This is a genomic window from Acinetobacter sp. Root1280, assembly GCF_001425285.1.
Taxonomy (GTDB): Bacteria; Pseudomonadota; Gammaproteobacteria; order Pseudomonadales; family Moraxellaceae; genus Acinetobacter; species Acinetobacter guillouiae.
On the sequence record NZ_LMED01000007.1, the window covers coordinates 102,146 to 118,536 of the forward strand.

Consider the following 16,391-nt stretch of genomic DNA (forward strand, 5'->3'; position numbering starts at 1 on the left):
TATCTCCACATTTAACTAGATCATCCACAAGAACAACGTTGTTATAATTTATAGCCTTCTGGCAAGCTACCGATAATACCACCTACATATGAGTTTGTAGATTTTAATTGAGCCATCCAGTCTAATGGAGTTGCAGGACCACCTGCACCAGCATCTGGTACATGACCTGCAACTCGTCCGGGACCGCATTCACATCTTTTACTTTTTTTCCATCTTGCTGACTCACGTTCTTCCTCTACTGTTAATTTTCTCCGTGTCATAGTTCCTCCTTGTTCTTTAATTTGATGATTCCACCTATTAGTGAATTTATTCAACTCTTTGGATTCTTCAGAGTTTGGCGTAAATTTATCTTTTATGCAGAGTTTAGAACCAACAGTTTTATAAGCTACTGGAGCCAAACCAAGAGGATCGATGATTTGTACGGGATTTTGAACATAAAGATATATATTATTACCGCCAAGCAACCCTATCGGATCTTTACTTACAAACCTCCCTACATAAGGCGAGTAATAACGATAACGGTTATAATGTAGTCCTGTTTCTTGATCCTTGCGCTTCAGACAGAGCAATGCTCTGTCTTTGCTCATGCATCTTGGAAACGAATATTATTTGAAATAATTTCTGAATTTTCAAAGAAATTTGATTTAGCCTTCTCAGTCTTACACTCACCCCACGCCTTATACTCCGCCTTCCAAATGACAGCACCAGACTGATCACTCATTTCTTGTGGTGTACCTAAGTGGTCACAGTGGTAGAACCATACATCATCGAAGCCTTTGCTTTGCTTGGTGGTTTTCGATAGCAAATTTTGGCGTACGTTATATGAATCATTAAAATAAAAATAAGCTCAATGAAGCTATCATTGAGCTTTGTATAATTTGAAATAACTTATCTGATTTTAAATTTTATTGATTAGAAAAAACTACAATTTTCCCTTCAGGTAGATGACCATCCCATCCACACGGAAAACCACCATTTAAATATATTTCTAAAATTTCTTTCCAGATTGTAGGAAAATAGTCATTTGCATAACATTGAAATATTATACCTATATCTATATACATTACATTAACTCTACTATCAGACAAGCTTCACCCGTTATCCATTTTTCTTTAGCTCCGTTAAAGTCTTGATTTTCAAATCCAAAATAATTTTTTTGTTTTAATTTATATTTAATCCGATCGTTCCATTCAAAGCTTTCTAGAAAAATATCGGGGGGATCAGTCACAGTTTCCCATTCATCAAAATCATCAAAACTATCATTAGTCGTATAATCTATCCCTACATTAGCATCAAAAATAATCTTGTAATCTTTTTCAGTACTAAACTTAGTATTATAAAAATTACCTTTTTCCAAAAAAGATATAAATTCAGCTGCACTTTCTACTACTTGATCCCAAGTCTTCATTTATGTTCCTTTCACATGGTCTCTTATCATATTAGTGCCTTCATTCCTCTTCAAAAATATCAAATGAATGTAAATTTATATTATTCAAACTCGCTAATTGTTTTTTCATAAATTCATACTTACTTTGTTCTTCTTTATTTTTTCCATTAAAAAAACCCAATTTCAAAATAGTTTCTATTCCACCGTCATTTATTTGCAAATCACCATCAGGTAACTTATTTTTCAATATTTTAAAATTATCACAAAATAATCCCTCATAAGAGTAATAACTTCCCAAATAATCGCTGCTATGTTCAATAAAAGAAATATCAAATTTTTTTCAAAAATTTCAGCCAAATCAAATACTTTAAGTTTTGAAGCATACGTTAAAAAAAACTTTTTTTCATATTACACCTTGTACACAGAAGTAAAAATCATTACTTTCTAAACCTTCATTTGAATATTTCATATGTTATTATTTCAGAAATAAGATCCTATTTAAACTTCAAAGATTTCTCTTATATAATTCTATTAAACCAATTTTTCTATCCATTTCAACATTTTCATCTTTATTAAATTTTTTTCAAAAACAAAATAATTAATAGCACCATTAAAAAATCAATCAAATCAAATTCTTTCTTTAAATAAACCATATTTTCTGATGTAATTTCAAGACTAATAATATTTTTTTTAATTTTTACCAAAACAAAACGTATATCCTGCGAAGGAAAGCCAATATCATAAACTCCTTTTTCAAAAAAATCATTAAATCCATCAGCAATAAATCCCCAAAACCAATTAATATCATCTACAATTTCTGATCCAAAAATTTCCTTCCCATAATAAAAAATTATGATTTTTCCTTGCACATCATAGTCCCAATCAAGACTCTTTATTTGATGAGATAAAGTAAAATCATTGATATCTACATAATTTTCATTAATTTTAATGAGTGACTTAAATTCAATCATACTGCCTCTTAATAAAATTGCCCTCTTCGCCCACGATTCGACCCAGAAAAAATGTAAAGCCTTGGAAAGATACAAAAGTTCATTCGCGAAAGCGAAATGAACTACTTTGGACGGTTAAACGTTTCGGCAGGACACTATGAAAAAATGGTCAGGCTATTATCATCGAAGTTTGGTTAAAACCAAGATCATGATTATTAAGCACTATTAATCCTTAGGCTATAATTATATTAACAATTTAGACTAGCTTTCAAAAAAAAGATAGTTTTCTCTGAATCCATATTTAAACTTAATATATTTCAAAGCAGCCACATAACTAAATTGGCTTAATTTAAAAATGAGCTCAATTAAATCAGGCATATCAAAATTTTTATTAACAATATATATTTCTGCTTTATTTAAGCTATATATTTCCAAAAAAATACCAGTATCAGTATTCTTAATATTAAAGCATGGTGAATCAGCCAAGTCTTCTTGTTGAACAATAATAACTTCTTTATCCATTAAATTTTCACTATTCAAAAATGGATTCAGTTTAACACCATCTTCTTTGTTGAAATCTTCACCAGCTAAAATATAATAAAATTTATTAGACTCTGTTTGATATTTAAACTTTTTCCAAGGCTTATTTTTCATTAGTATTTTTTTCCATTAACGATTAAACCCTTCTTATATAACAAATGCACATTCTCTACTCCTCCTAGCTTATTCCAAGCATTCAAATGAGATGGTATTTCGGTTTTACCATTTTTATCATTAAATGAATGACCTGGTGAATCATCTCGCCAACCAGAGCAAGGATTATCTCCTCCACTATTCTTTCCGATTACACCATTACTATTACTCCATGTTCTCGGTCCACCTCGATAGTCTTGCCTACGTGTCGTTTTCGGTGCACTTGATAAGTTACCAGCAATTTCTGATGCTGCTTGCTTCGCTGCTTTATGTGACGGCATCTCATAATAATCAGATGTGATATGTTTTCCACCATATTTTTTTACAATCGCATCAACATTAACTTTTTTATTCAATTTGCATGCTGACAACCCTAAGGGATCCATCCAATCTATTGGATTTTGAGTATATTGATAATTATTATTCCCTCCCAACAACCCAATCGGATCTTTACTTACAAACCGCCCCACATAAGGTGAATAATACCGATAACGCTTTTTCAGACTTACCACTTCGAGCATAGCTCTCGTCTTGCGCTCGTGCAAAGCGTTGCTTTGCTGACACGAGCTCACCCCATGCCTTATATTGCGCCTTCCAAATGATTGCACCTGTATGGTCACTCATTTCCTGTGGTGTACCTAAGTGGTCACAGTGGTAGAACCATACATCATCAAAGCCTTTGCTTTTCTTGGTGGTTTTCCATATAGGATCACGATAAATACTATAAGGTTTATCTGTCCAATCAAGTGTTTGGTGTAGTTCTATTGAGCTTTGATAAACCGCCTGTAACATTGGTACAAAGCTGTCCTTTTCGTATATATAATGTTTGGTGTAATCTTCAGTAGATTCAAAAGCAACTGTATCTCCATCCCATCCATAAAACACATTCTGTTCAGCACCTGTATGATGGTGCTTACTACGTTTCTGAATACGACGACCTAGCGCATCGTAACAATACTCAGCTGTATATTCAGCATTACGGCTTTTCATCAAACGACCAAATACATCCCACTCAAGATTTAAACCACCTTGCGTTAATTTTTGTCGAACCAATTGTCCGTATGCATCATATTGGTATTGTTGGTCGAGGTATTCTTTGACCACGTTATTGACTAGACGATTGTAGCCATAGCCTTTTTCTTCTGCTGTTTGTTCATGGCTTAGCTCATGATTTTGCGCTTTGTCATCATTGTAGCGATCTATGATGTTACTGGCAGGGTCAAAGTTAAAGGTTTCTTTACCCAGTTTACTGCCTGCTTCGAGTAAACGACCCACTGGATCGTATTTGTAGGCAATGTTGCCACGACGAGAATCTTTGATGGCAGTCAATTCACCTGTTTTGTCGTATTGATACAGTCGTTGTACCAATTGACTGGTTTGCTGTATAGCATTGTAAAAATACAAACTTATTTAAAATTTAACATTCCATTAGTGACACATAATTCACCTTCTGGATATTCACCTTTCCATCCACAAGGCATATAATTAATTCGATATGCATCTAACATCCTATCAATTAATTTATTTTTAAAGCCAATGTAAGTAGCCATTAATATTAAGTAAATATCACTTTCTAAATCATCTAAAAAGTAATAAAAAATTTTATCTTCACTACTCAGTTTTTCTTCTAAAATTTCATTTAATTGGTCTACATTATCCTCTAATGATTCTAGACTTATGGATTTGGAAAATACAGAAGCATAAACCTCTTTTTGTATTGAGCTTCTAAGGTCATTCCAACTCACAAAAGGTACCTCAATATTTTGGTCATGTGCAGTTTTTTTAGCAAATTGAAAATCAATTTCTAATAAATCTCTATGAGGTTTTTGCTCCAAATTTTTATTAATGAAATCAATCTTGAAAAAGTTATAAATTTCTTCAAACTTTTCTGTAGGTACTATCTCTATTTTACGACTTACTACCTCATTATTTTTCATATATTTAACTGAATTTAATTTATCTACTGAAATAAAATTTTGCTCTTCAGCAAATCTAATTAAAGGATCAATTCTATCCCAAATTAGTTTTTCTTTCTTCAGTTCAATATCAAATAATAATATTTCCAGTGCAGCTTTCCTTTGTGAAAAGTCACTACTTTCATATATTATTTTTTTTAATATTTCAGAAGATTCCACGCTTTTATTAAACTTAATTAATTTTTTAGCATATTCAATTTTACTTAAACTCAATTAATATCTCCTTGATGACTTGATATATCTATCCCAATCACCTGTTTTAAGTCCAGTAGGTTTACCACACTTAGTTTTGTAAAGTGATAATTTTTTATGTCTTAAAGCAGTATCTAAATTTCGTTGGAGGTCTTGAACAGCTCGTTTTCTATCACCTTCGTTAACATATTTTTTCTCAATATGATCCAATTCTTTTTTAACAGCTCTTGTATATATTGCATGCCCACCCAAATGTTCACTTATATATACATTTGAAATTTCAGGAAGCATGATACCATTAGATGCACTATTCATTTTAAAATCAATATCTTTTAGTAATTGATGTTCTTCAAGTGACTCTGGAATTAAATGATGTGCCTGTTTTCCAGGCCAACTACATTGCCCAGTTACATTTTGACCCAACATTTGGGAATTTTTTTGCTTTTTCAAACCCGTCGGATCAATCCAACCTGTTGGATTGGAAGCATATTCATAAACATTATTCCCTCCCAACAACCCAATTGGATCTTTACTTACAAACCGTCCCACATAGGACGAGTAATAACGATACCGGTTATAGTGTAAACCCGTCTCTAAATCGAAATACTGCCCTTGAAAACGAATATTATTTGAAATAATTTCTGAGTTTTCGAAGAAGTCAGATTTCACTTTTTCAGACTTACCACTTCGAGCATAGCTCTCGTCTTGCGCTCGTGCAAAGCGTTGCTTTGCTGACACGAGCTCACCCCATGCCTTATATTACAACCCAATCGGATCTTTACTTACAAACCGCCCCACATAAGGTGAATAATACCGATAACGGTTATAATGCAACCCTGTCTCTTGATCAAAATATTGACCTTGAAAACGGATATTATTTGAAATAATTTCTGAGTTTTCAAAGAAGTYAGATTTCACTTTTTCAGACTTACCACTTCGAGCATAGCTCTCGTCTTGCGCTCGTGCAAAGCGTTGCTTTGCTGACACGAGCTCACCCCATGCCTTATATTGCGCCGTCCAAATGATTGCACCTGTATGGTCACTCATTTCTTGCGGTGTACCTAAATGGTCACAGTGGTAGAACCATACATCATCGAAACCTTTGCTTTGCTTGGTAGTTTTCCATAGTGGGTCACGATGTACACTATACGGCTTGTCTGACCAATCAGGTGTTTGATGTAGTTCTATAGGGCTTTGATAGACGGCTTGCAGCATCGGCACAAAACTATCTTTTTCGTAGATATAGTGTTTAGTGGCTTGTTCTGTTGACTCATAAGCCAATTCTATAGGGCTTTGATAGACGGCTTGCAGCATCGGCACAAAACTATCTTTTTCGTAGATATAGTGTTTAGTGGCTTGTTCTGTTGACTCATAAGCCAATGTGTCACCATCCCATCCATAGATGATGTTGYGCTCATCACCTGTATGGTGGTGCTTACTACGTTTTTGTATTCTTCGTCCTAAAGCGTCATAGCGATATTCTGCTGTGTATTGGCTGTTRCGGCTTTTGATCATTCGACCATAAACATCCCACTCAAGATTTAAATCACCTTGCGTTGATTTTTGTCGAACCAATTGTCCGTATGCATCATATTGGTATTGTTGGTCTAGGTATTCTTTGACCACGTTATTGACTAGACGATTGTAGCCATAGCCTTTTTCTTCTGCTNCCAATTGTCCGTATGCATCATATTGGTATTGTTGGTCTAGGTATTCTTTGACCACGTTATTGACTAGACGATTGTAGCCATAGCCTTTTTCTTCTGCTCGTTGTACATAGTTTTGATCTTGATGTTGGGCTTTGTCATCATTGTAGCGATCTATGATGTTACTGGCAGGGTCAAATTTAAAGGTTTCTTTACCCAATTTACTGCTTGCTTCAAGTAAGCGTCCTACAGGATCGTATTTGTAGGCAATGTTGCCACGACGAGAATCTTTGATGGCAGTCAATTCACCTGTTTTGTCGTATTGATACAGTCGTTGTACCAATTGACTAGTTTGCTGTAAGGCATTGTTCTGTTTTGCTTGATTTTGCGCTGAGTATTGGTTTTGGTAGCCATTGTCATGTTCATTCAGCATGATTTGGCTGTGTAAGCGTCCAGCAAGGTCAAACTGTTGTTCTTGGCTGATGCCATTGGCATAGTGACGTACAATTTCACGGTGTAGGTCATCTCGTTCAAAACTGACAAGGTCTTGTCCATTGACAATCAGGCTTTGTACATGCCCTGTACCATAAGTTAGCCAATCAATGTTTTGTCCATCAGGACGTATGGTTTTGATTCGATCATTGATTTCATCATAACTATGCTTCCATACCGCTGTCTTATGCGTCTTATAATCCTGTTGATGTTCTTTGATTACATTGCCAGCGGCATCATAGAACCATTGTAGATTGCTCTCCTGATTTCTGGCATTCAAGATTCTTCCCATATAATCGTAGGCAAATTCTTCAGTCTGTTTGGCTTCAAGTTCTAAGCCGTAGTGACCATAGCCTGCGGTACGTTGTTCCAAACGCCCCATACTGTCAAAGATGAATTGTTGAATTCGATCTTTCGGGGCAGCACGGTCTTTGAGGTCTTGCCCATGTGCTGAAGCAACTTCGATACTGGTCGCAAGCTGTCCAGTGCCTTCATCGTAGTGGTAAATGGTTTCTTTATCATCAAAGTCAATTTCTTTGATTAAGCGTCCACCAAGATCGTAGAAGAATTGGTAACTTGCACCGTTCTCATTGATCAATCGGGTCAAACGTCCAAGGCGATCCCACTTGTATTTCAGTTTATGGTTCAGTGCATCGGTACGTGACAGGATTAAACCTGCTTCGTCGTATTCATAGCGTGTTTGATGTTGTTTTGGATCAATATGAACCAGTAAGCGTCCTTCAGCATCATGAACAAAGTGTTCTACTGCGCCATCAGCATGTTGGATTTTTTCCAGTTGACCAAAGGCATTTAAAGGTAAGCCTTTGATGATTGGTTCTCTTTTTTCAGTGGTCAGCTCAGTATAGAAATATTTAACTTTTTGTTTTAGAGCATTTTCAATATTTTTAACACGGCCACGTTCATCGTATTGCCATTTTGTTTCTTTGCCTGAACAATCGGTATAGCTAAGTAAGTTACCTTGATCATCATATTTCAGGGCTTTAGAGCCACCTTTGGCATCGGTGATTGAAGTCACTAAACCCATACCATTGTAAGCATAAGCAGTTTCATGTTTCAGTGGATCAATCTCTTTAATCAGATTACCTGAACCATCGTATTGTTTAAACCAACGACCTTGTTCTGCATCGATCATCCCAATCAGATTATCTTTGTCATCATATTCAAAATAACTGGTTGCACCATTGTCTTGGGTATTGGTTAAGACATTACCACGCTCATCGTAAGTATAAGAGGTTTTTGAGCCATCTTTAGCGATATGCAAAGTGATGTTTTTGGCATTGTCTCTAAAGAACCATTCCTGAAAATTATCGGGATAGACAATACGGTAGGTATAACCATCGATATCGTAAAAATGTTCAGTGGTATTACCTTCAACATCCATCACATAGGTTTTACGAATGTTTTGATCCCACTCAATTTTTGCAGCACGACTGGCATTGTCTGCCCATTCTTCAATGGCTTTAGATGTCGGTAAAATACCATCCCATTTCAGATTCATACCACGTTGGGTCAAATCAGTATATCGAGTGATAAGGTGGTGCTTATATTGGTAAAGGTAGGATGCAGCAAATTCATTGGTGGCTTTGATTAAGTCACCGCGCTCATCATAATCGTAGCTGGCTAATACACGATCTAACTGACCTTTTTTAACTACCCAAATATCAGAAACTAAGCCTTGTGGAGTGAGCTGTAGAGCGAGATGTGCCAGTTCACGGTCGTCCTGTTTGAATAGAATGTCCGAAAGAATAGATTTCTTCTCTGCATTGACATGGTCATAGCGTAGTGCAACTTTAAATCCATGTTTACGTTCTATATAAGATAGGCGATAGTCTTCACCATATTTTTCATAGAATCGCTTTTCATCATCACCATAAGCGATGAGATGTAATTGATCTGACAGTACCGTATAAGTGTGCTGTTCGACTGGATCATAAATACTTTGACCTTTCTTTAACTCAGGCAGATCAATTGGTCGTCCATCCAAACCGATATATTCCAAGCCTTTTTGGTAGTCTTTTTGCTCTTTGTTTTTAGGATCGTATTTGAATTTACGTGAAATTTTAGTGGTGAAAGGTGTAATCCAACGTGCGCCAAAAATGGAGTCATCCATCTGATACAAATTTGATGCATAGGTACGAGTGATACTGTCTTGTATCATACCACCAATTTGAGCATCAAAATGGGAAAAGAACTCCGTTCCCATGGCAAAAGTGATTGCACCACTTGTAGCTCCCATACAGTTTTTACATTGGTTGGCATTTTTTTCTGCTTCTGCTTGTTTTGTGGTTTTATCTACTTTACCAGAAGGATTTGTATTATTTACTTTTGTCGTTTCAGTTGCTTTAGTTTGTGCTTTTTTCAGACGATGTTTTGCTGCAATCATTCCCATGATGCTAAATAACCAACCAATCGTCCATAAAGAATTTGGATCACCTAAGCTGTTAATTTTTCCTTGTGCACTTTGCCCCATACTCCTTATCTGTTGACCTAATGCTAAAACTTTATTTCTTGTTTCATCAGATATGGTCAAATTCGCTAAATTAACATAGCCTTTACCTGATGCAGTCGCTAAATTTCCAACACTATACTTAACATTATCAACGAATCTTGTCCCATTAAATTCAAATGCCCCTTGAACAGCCCCCCAAGCCTGTTGGCCAGCACGTTTAACGTTTGGTAGTCCATCCAATGACCCACTGAGTAATTTTTTTAAACCATCATCAATGGTGTTTGCCAATAAAACGATCCAGTTACCAATTTCTTTTAATAACTGAGCTAATACTTTTTGCCCTTGTTTAGCAAAACTTTCAAGCGTCCCCGCAACTTCCTCTGCAATAATGGTGGTTAAAAACATGGCTACACTGTCTTTAAATCCATTTTTTAATGCTTGTTGTGCTTCCTTGGAGGTTACTGCTAATGTTTCTTTGCCAAGCTGCTTAGCTTTCGCTTTGATGGCTTTTTCAGATTCTTGCTTAACGTAAAAGAGAGCTGGTCGAGCTGCTCCACGAACCGCCACACTAAACGGTCCAACTGGAACCAACCCGATAACATCAATCCCCAAATTTAACCAATCAAAAAGTTCAGCTTTCTCAAAACCACCTTTGTTAATCATATCCATGATATCAATAATAATATCGCCAACCGCAAAAGCACTCCCCAATACAGGAACACTTCGACATATAAACTCTAGTCGATCAACTGTAACAACATCATTGGTATGTTTTCTGAACCATTCATCTACTGCTTTCTTTTTAGTTTCTAAATCTTTTGGACTAAACGTCTTTAAAGGTGCAACAACTTCAGAGGTGTTTTGTGTCATGTTCTTCTCTAATTATAAAAATGTTTCAAATGGTGATTGAATTTTTGTTATTGCAGAACTAGTTGAACTAGATTGAGTCAACATTCTTAAGGGATTACTTTGTTGATTCGATGCTACAAAACCTGTGTTACCACCAAACGGTTGACTTAAATTTGCAATCTCACTTGATCCTGTCACTTGTTGCATCACCATTGGTAATAAAGCTTTCGCACCTTGGTCTTTCAACTTTTTAACAGATTCAATTTTTTGTTGTGCTGATTTAACATTGCTTGCAAGCTGGCTCAATTGCTTAAAGCCATCTTTCAAGGTGTCTGTTAAACCTTTGCTACCAGAAGCAATACCAATGCTTCCATCTAATTCATTTTGGCTTGGCCACTCTACTTTATGTTTAAAATCACTGGTCTCATCCCATGGATCACGAGGATCAGGCTCAAATAAAACTTTGACTGAACCAGTCGCTAAACCTGAAACACGCGCAAAACCTTTATCATCCAACTTCCCATTGACAACTTTGCCCAAAGTGTCTGTAACTGTATAACCAGCCCCTTTAACAAATTCACCATGCGAATAGTCATGGAGTAACTCCAAAATACCTGAAGCACGTTTTGGTGGTGGTGGTAGGTTAGATTTAGCACTAACACTTGCGCCAGGTTTAAACACATGCTGCCCAGCATTCACCTCAAACTTCCCACCTGTTTTTGGGAAGATTCCTGAATTATTCAGTGCAATTTGCGATGAACCACCTGTAATCACAACCTCTTTAGGACTACTAATCACAACTTTGTCATCAGTAGATGAAATGTTAATACCCAGCTTGGCAAATACATCTAAAGCATCGGACTGTGCTTGAATTTCAACTTTACTCTGCGCTGCAATAGCTTTAATGCCACCTTGTGCAGCAAATAAACTGAGTTTGTTTTGCGCGTGTGCAATCAAATTCTTTTGCGTACTCAAGTTGATGCTATCGCCTGCAATTTGATTGATCTGCGAATCTGCGGAGATATGAATATCTTCAGGGGTACTTAAGGCAATCCCATCTTGTGAGCTTAATAAAAGCAAGGCTTTATTGAATTTAGCAATTTTTTGCTCAAGCTGTTCTGTAAATTCTTTGAGTTGTTCAATTGATTCAATTTCATCCGTCTTTTGATTCTTGGCAATATCACTTAAAGCTTTACTGTTGGTCTGGCTACCTTCAAGTTGCTTTTTGGCAAGCTCTGAATCAAGGTGATCACCTTTGGCTTGGTCTTGTTTATAGGTTGAAAGCAGTAAACCTTGCCCTGCACGTACTGCTCCCCATTGGTCTGTTCTCAGCTCAAAGCCTTCACCACGATCATCACTTTCCGCTTTGTCTTTAGGATGACTCAGTTTGCCCAAGTTGAGTTGGCTGGCGGCATGACTACTCTGTAACTGGCTACTGATTTGGCCAGTAGTATCGTCAAATCTCAGTTGATTGTAACCACTGCCTTGATACTCTCGACTTTTGATTCCTGCCAGTTTCTTGGTGTCAGGCAGTTTGCCTTTGTCATCAAACTTACTTGGATGACGTTGTGCTTCATGGATACGCCCAACCACAAATGGACGGTCAATGTTACCATCAAAGAAATCAATCACAACAATCTCACCGATTCTCGGTAAGAATCGCGCACCATAGCCTTCACCTGCCCATGGGGTCAGGACATCGACCCACGCTGAATCTGTGTCATTGTCATTGGAACCCGCACCGCCATCATGGGTGTTGTCTTCATTACGGCTAAACAGGTGTTGTAATGGGTTATAGGCTGGAACCGTGCTGATGTTACGACGTTGAATGGTTAAATTACTGGCTTGACGTTCATCACTCGTGTTGCTGGTGATTTGACTTGTTTGCCAATTGCTTTGTTGGACTAAAGCGGTGACTTGATCGGTGAGATCTTTAGGTAAGTTATTTTGGTTATAAAAGCTTTTAGCCGTGATTAAAAATTCTTTGTCTGCACCTGAGTGTTGATCTATCTCAGGGTGTTCATTCAGTTCAAACCAATAACCAACATGTGCATCGCGTACTGTTGACGTTGCTGTAAATTGTTTGGCTTGTGAATCGTAGTAGTTACTGAGGTTTTGGTTAAATTTTTCAATCTGACTGTTGCCAGATGGCGTTGCGCCATCTTCGCCATTAAGGTCTTGAATCCAAGCAGGGCTAAAGTGCCATGCTTGTTCTAAAGCTAGACTGGCATTGTCATAATTTTCACTATGGCTGTGCTTACTTTGGACACTGCCAGCGCCTTCATCGATATCCAATACATCAGCTTGCCAACGCTGGATATGCACTGAAGTCGGTTGAATGGAACGCTGACCAATAAAATTGGTAATTGAATCAGTTTTTTCTACGGCGCTGCTTCTATGAAAGCGAATATTGCGGCGCTCTAAGGCACTAAATTGCGAATTGTCATCAATTAAACGGAGCTTTTGTGCTTGAATTTGTTCTGTTGAGCTCGACACTTTAAGTTGTGCTTCATCGATCAGCCAGTTAATCCCTTCACTTCTCATCAAACGGGTCAGGAAGTCAAAGTCACTTTCAGATGCCTGCATAATGAATGGACGTACATCATAGTCTTTGCTCAGTCCACTCTTGTCCAATGTCAGACTTGAAGCAAACAGTGGGCTGCGTTGTGTCCATTCTTGGAACACGGTCTGGATCACATCCACAACCGACTTATTCATAAATACTCGAGAGTTTCTACGGTGTTTCCAAAGTGCTGTTGGGTCTTCTACAGTCAGACGATAGATAGTAAGAGAACCATCAGATGCGCCAATATCGGCTTGGGTCACAATCCCTGAAATACGGGTTAATTCGGATTTATCTGTGACGATATCAATTGCAGCTTGAGTTCCAATAAAGCTTTTTAAAGGGATAGTTGCTGACGTTGCAAGACAGATGAGTTGGAGCCGAACAGCCTCATTGATTTGATGTGTTCCATCAATGCGTTGTAGGAACACTTGTTGGCTCAACGCCGAATTAGAAAATTGTACGTGAATCGCACGTTTTTGTGCTGATAAGCCAAGCTGCTCCAAAGCAGCGTATGTTGGCTCAACGCCGAATTAGAAAATTGTACGTGAATCGCACGTTTTTGTGCTGATAAGCCAAGCTGCTCCAAAGCAGCGTAAATATTGTTAGACATGCATTATTATTTAATTTTAAATTGTGATGTATTCTACTAAAAAGTTAGGTGGACTGTCTATACAGACCTGTCTATTTATTACTGGTTATTTACACAACACTGACTAGGTTTTGAATATGCCCTTTTTAGCTCAATATCATTATTGATAATGGTCATTTGCAATGATTAAAAACTTGAAAGCGCGCTTAGAGTTTTTTCACCAAACATAAGTGATCAACAGCTCAAGATAAAAAGCTAAAATATCAAACGTATATAATATTAATATTGGATTCTTATTCACGCTCTAAAATACGGGGACCGGATCCTTGGTGTCTCAATACATCTTCTGGATTACGTAAAGGACATTGTTTTAGAGATAAACAACCACAACCGATACACCAATCCATTTCATCTCTTAAACGTGTTAGTTTTTGAATACGCTCATCTAAATCCTTACGCCAATGCGATGATAACACTGACCATTGTTCTGCGGTTAATTTGCTTCCCATAGGATAAACACTTAATGCATTTTTAATTTCCTCCAGAGAAATTCCTACTTTTTGTGCAACCTTAATAATTCCAATATAACGTAAGACAATTGATGGAAAACGACGCTGATTTCCATTTGTTCTAATACTTTTAATTAGCCCTTTCGACTCATAAAAATGCAAGGTTGAAACGGCTACACCACTCCGTTTAGCCACCTCTCCTACCGTCATCATTCGATTAAAATCAATTTTTTCTTCTGTCTGCATTTTGATATTTCTCAATATTACTTGAGGTTTTATAATTCAGCAAAGTACATTTGTCAATTGATCTTAGCTGCCATGGCTTTTCATCATTACAACTCAAAATACAAAAAACGCTATCGCCAATTTAAGCCATTGTAAAAATCTTATCCCTCTACAAATTTTCTGATCAAAGCCCATTGACCTAAATATAACTTGAGGTTTTAGACTGCTTGCCACAGCTGTTATGAATAACAACAAGTTATTCATTTTAAAGGTTTTAATTATCCAGTCTTATTTCTTCAGGAAATATTCTCATGCCATATTTCATTAAATTAAGTTTAGAAAGCCAATGGCTGTGGGCCATCAGCAGATGTTGTCTTGCGCTTCTATTTCTAAGTTCAGGACTTAGTAAAATTCTTGCTGTTGAAACAGGATTTTTGGAAATGCAGGCGGCTGGTCTAGAGCCTGCGTGGTTATTTAATTATGCTTCTGCGTTGATTCTACTTGTGGGCGCATATTGTATTTTATTTGAGCGGCATATGTGGTTCGGCACACTGATTCTTTCTGTATTTTTAGCACTGACAATTGTGATTGTGCATCACTTTTGGAACATGTCTGGTATCCAAGCCAATATCGCCTTTTACTTTGCACTTGAACATATTTCAGTGATTGGCGGTCTTTTAGCGCTGACCATTGCCAGTCATTTTCGACAACAACTCCGCAACCTTGGAGTTGTCGCATGAAAAACAACAAATGGCTTTTTCTAATCGCGATCACTTTAATTCTTGTGGGTGTCGCAATCTATTTTTATTTAAATTCTCGTTCAAGTGAAACGCATCAATCTGGCGCTTACCCTCCAGTCAAAGTGGCTTTGAATACAGTGGTCGAACAAAATATTCCACAAGTGCTTTCCAGTATTGGTGAGTTGGAAGCAATCCGACAAGTCAAAGTGTCAACAGAAACAACGGGGATGATCAAACAGATTTATTTCCAATCTGGACAAGTTGTTCAACAAGGTCAAATACTGGTTCAACTCAATACCGATGTTGAACAAGCTCAATTAGGTCGTTTGCAGGCCAAACTGAAACAAGCCGAAATGGCCTATCACCGCACCAAACTCCTGATTGATAGTCATGCGATTTCAAAGGCAGAAATGGATACAGCATTGGCTGATCGAGATATGACGCGTGCAGAAATCCAACAGCTACAAGCCAGCATAAAACAGAAAGCAATTCGTGCCCCTTTTTCTGGTCTCATGGGAATACGCCAAGTGCATCAAGGGCAATATTTAGAGGCAGGCACTGGTATTGCTAGTCTGGTCGACTTTCGACAAATTCTTGCCAATTTCACATTGGATGAACAATTGGCATCGAGGTTAAAAATCGGACAATCTGTACAACTCAAAATTGATGCATTTCCTGAAAAGTCCTTTACAGCTGTGGTAAGTGCAATCGAACCAATGATCACAACATCGCGAACTGTGCAGGGGCAAGCAATTTTAAATAACCATGATCAACAGTTAAAACCAGGCATGTATGCCAAATTAGACATCCAAGAATCTGAACGCCCAAGCTTGGTCGTTCCTGAAACTGCAATTACCTATACAGCTTATGGCAATACTGTCTTCCTTGCAAAACAAGACCATAACAAGCTGATTGTGCAACGTGTGGCGGTAGTGCTCGGTGAGCGCCATCAAGCCAAAGTTGTAGTCAAATCTGGGCTCAAAGCAGGTGATCAAGTTGTTGTATCAGGACAACTTAAATTAAGTGATGGTATGCAAGTTGAGCCGGCCGTAAATACACTTGAGCGTCCCCAATCTTCCTCGATCAAGCCCAAAGTCTAGGGAGATA

At 37.3% G+C, this 16,391-nt stretch carries 10 protein-coding genes and 5 pseudogenes; 3 read left to right on the forward strand and 12 right to left on the reverse strand.

What is annotated here, in order from left to right; all coding sequences use genetic code 11:
- Positions 1-389: 389 nt before the first annotated feature.
- From ASC84_RS22650 to ASC84_RS07580, 4 genes and pseudogenes are all read right to left on the reverse strand, one after another.
- Positions 390-826 (reverse strand): annotated as a pseudogene (locus ASC84_RS22650) (RHS repeat domain-containing protein); the annotation flags it as partial.
- Between the two features lie 237 nt (positions 827-1,063).
- Positions 1,064-1,408 (reverse strand): hypothetical protein, encoded by a 345-nt coding sequence (locus ASC84_RS07570; RefSeq protein WP_227515107.1) that lies wholly within the window; start codon positions 1,406-1,408, stop codon positions 1,064-1,066.
- A 40-nt stretch (positions 1,409-1,448) separates the two neighbouring features.
- On the reverse strand, positions 1,449-1,685 hold the full coding sequence (locus ASC84_RS07575) for a hypothetical protein (protein WP_227515108.1): 237 nt from the start codon (positions 1,683-1,685) through the stop codon (positions 1,449-1,451).
- A gap of 274 nt (positions 1,686-1,959) precedes the next feature.
- Positions 1,960-2,358: a hypothetical protein gene (locus ASC84_RS07580; protein ID WP_227515109.1), complete on the reverse strand. Its 399-nt coding sequence runs from the start codon at positions 2,356-2,358 to the stop codon at positions 1,960-1,962.
- A gap of 35 nt (positions 2,359-2,393) precedes the next feature.
- Here ASC84_RS07580 and ASC84_RS22210 point away from each other — a divergent pair.
- A pseudogene (locus tag ASC84_RS22210) lies at positions 2,394-2,566 on the forward strand (IS5/IS1182 family transposase); the annotation flags it as partial.
- A 32-nt stretch (positions 2,567-2,598) separates the two neighbouring features.
- Here the strand turns inward: ASC84_RS22210 and ASC84_RS07585 are convergent.
- From ASC84_RS07585 to soxR, 8 genes and pseudogenes are all read right to left on the reverse strand, one after another.
- Positions 2,599-2,991: a hypothetical protein gene (locus ASC84_RS07585; RefSeq protein ID WP_056513207.1), complete on the reverse strand. Its 393-nt coding sequence runs from the start codon at positions 2,989-2,991 to the stop codon at positions 2,599-2,601.
- Between the two features lie 404 nt (positions 2,992-3,395).
- Positions 3,396-4,422: pseudogene (locus tag ASC84_RS07595) on the reverse strand (RHS domain-containing protein); the annotation flags it as partial.
- Positions 4,423-4,436: 14 nt separating this feature from the next.
- On the reverse strand, positions 4,437-5,219 hold the full coding sequence (locus ASC84_RS07600; protein WP_056513216.1) for a hypothetical protein: 783 nt from the start codon (positions 5,217-5,219) through the stop codon (positions 4,437-4,439).
- A complete protein-coding gene (locus tag ASC84_RS22220) occupies positions 5,220-5,936 on the reverse strand; it encodes an RHS repeat-associated core domain-containing protein (protein ID WP_081409332.1) in 717 nt (238 codons plus the stop codon).
- 24 nt (positions 5,937-5,960) lie between these two features.
- Positions 5,961-6,867: pseudogene (locus tag ASC84_RS23195) on the reverse strand (RHS repeat domain-containing protein); the annotation flags it as partial.
- Position 6,868: 1 nt separating this feature from the next.
- A pseudogene (locus ASC84_RS07610) lies at positions 6,869-10,676 on the reverse strand (DUF6531 domain-containing protein); the annotation flags it as partial.
- Positions 10,677-10,688: 12 nt separating this feature from the next.
- Positions 10,689-13,724, reverse strand: a complete 3,036-nt coding sequence (locus tag ASC84_RS07615; protein ID WP_056513220.1) for a type VI secretion system Vgr family protein — start codon at positions 13,722-13,724, stop codon at positions 10,689-10,691.
- A 379-nt stretch (positions 13,725-14,103) separates the two neighbouring features.
- Entirely contained in the window at positions 14,104-14,565 is a 462-nt protein-coding gene (gene soxR / locus ASC84_RS07620; RefSeq protein WP_056513223.1) for a redox-sensitive transcriptional activator SoxR, read from the reverse strand.
- A gap of 290 nt (positions 14,566-14,855) precedes the next feature.
- Between soxR and ASC84_RS07625 the strand changes: the two genes are divergently transcribed.
- Both ASC84_RS07625 and ASC84_RS07630 read left to right on the forward strand, forming a co-directional pair.
- Positions 14,856-15,284 carry a DoxX family protein gene (locus ASC84_RS07625; protein ID WP_056513228.1) on the forward strand — a complete coding sequence of 143 codons (429 nt, stop codon included), beginning with the start codon at positions 14,856-14,858 and terminating at the stop codon, positions 15,282-15,284.
- Positions 15,281-16,384, forward strand: coding sequence for an efflux RND transporter periplasmic adaptor subunit (locus tag ASC84_RS07630; RefSeq protein ID WP_056513230.1), 1,104 nt, complete (start codon positions 15,281-15,283; stop codon positions 16,382-16,384). The genes ASC84_RS07625 and ASC84_RS07630 overlap by 4 nt, the downstream gene beginning before the upstream one ends.
- Positions 16,385-16,391 lie beyond the last annotated feature (7 nt).

Coding starts and splice junctions, on each gene's coding strand:
- ASC84_RS07570 (WP_227515107.1), bottom strand. CDS start 1,408: ATGAAGACTTGGGATCAAGTAGTAGAAAGTGCAGCTGAATTTATATCT.
- ASC84_RS07625 (WP_056513228.1), top strand. CDS start 14,856: ATGCCATATTTCATTAAATTAAGTTTAGAAAGCCAATGGCTGTGGGCC.
- ASC84_RS07580 (WP_227515109.1), bottom strand. CDS start 2,358: ATGATTGAATTTAAGTCACTCATTAAAATTAATGAAAATTATGTAGAT.
- ASC84_RS07585 (WP_056513207.1), bottom strand. CDS start 2,991: ATGAAAAATAAGCCTTGGAAAAAGTTTAAATATCAAACAGAGTCTAAT.
- ASC84_RS07630 (WP_056513230.1), top strand. CDS start 15,281: ATGAAAAACAACAAATGGCTTTTTCTAATCGCGATCACTTTAATTCTT.
- soxR (WP_056513223.1), bottom strand. CDS start 14,565: ATGCAGACAGAAGAAAAAATTGATTTTAATCGAATGATGACGGTAGGA.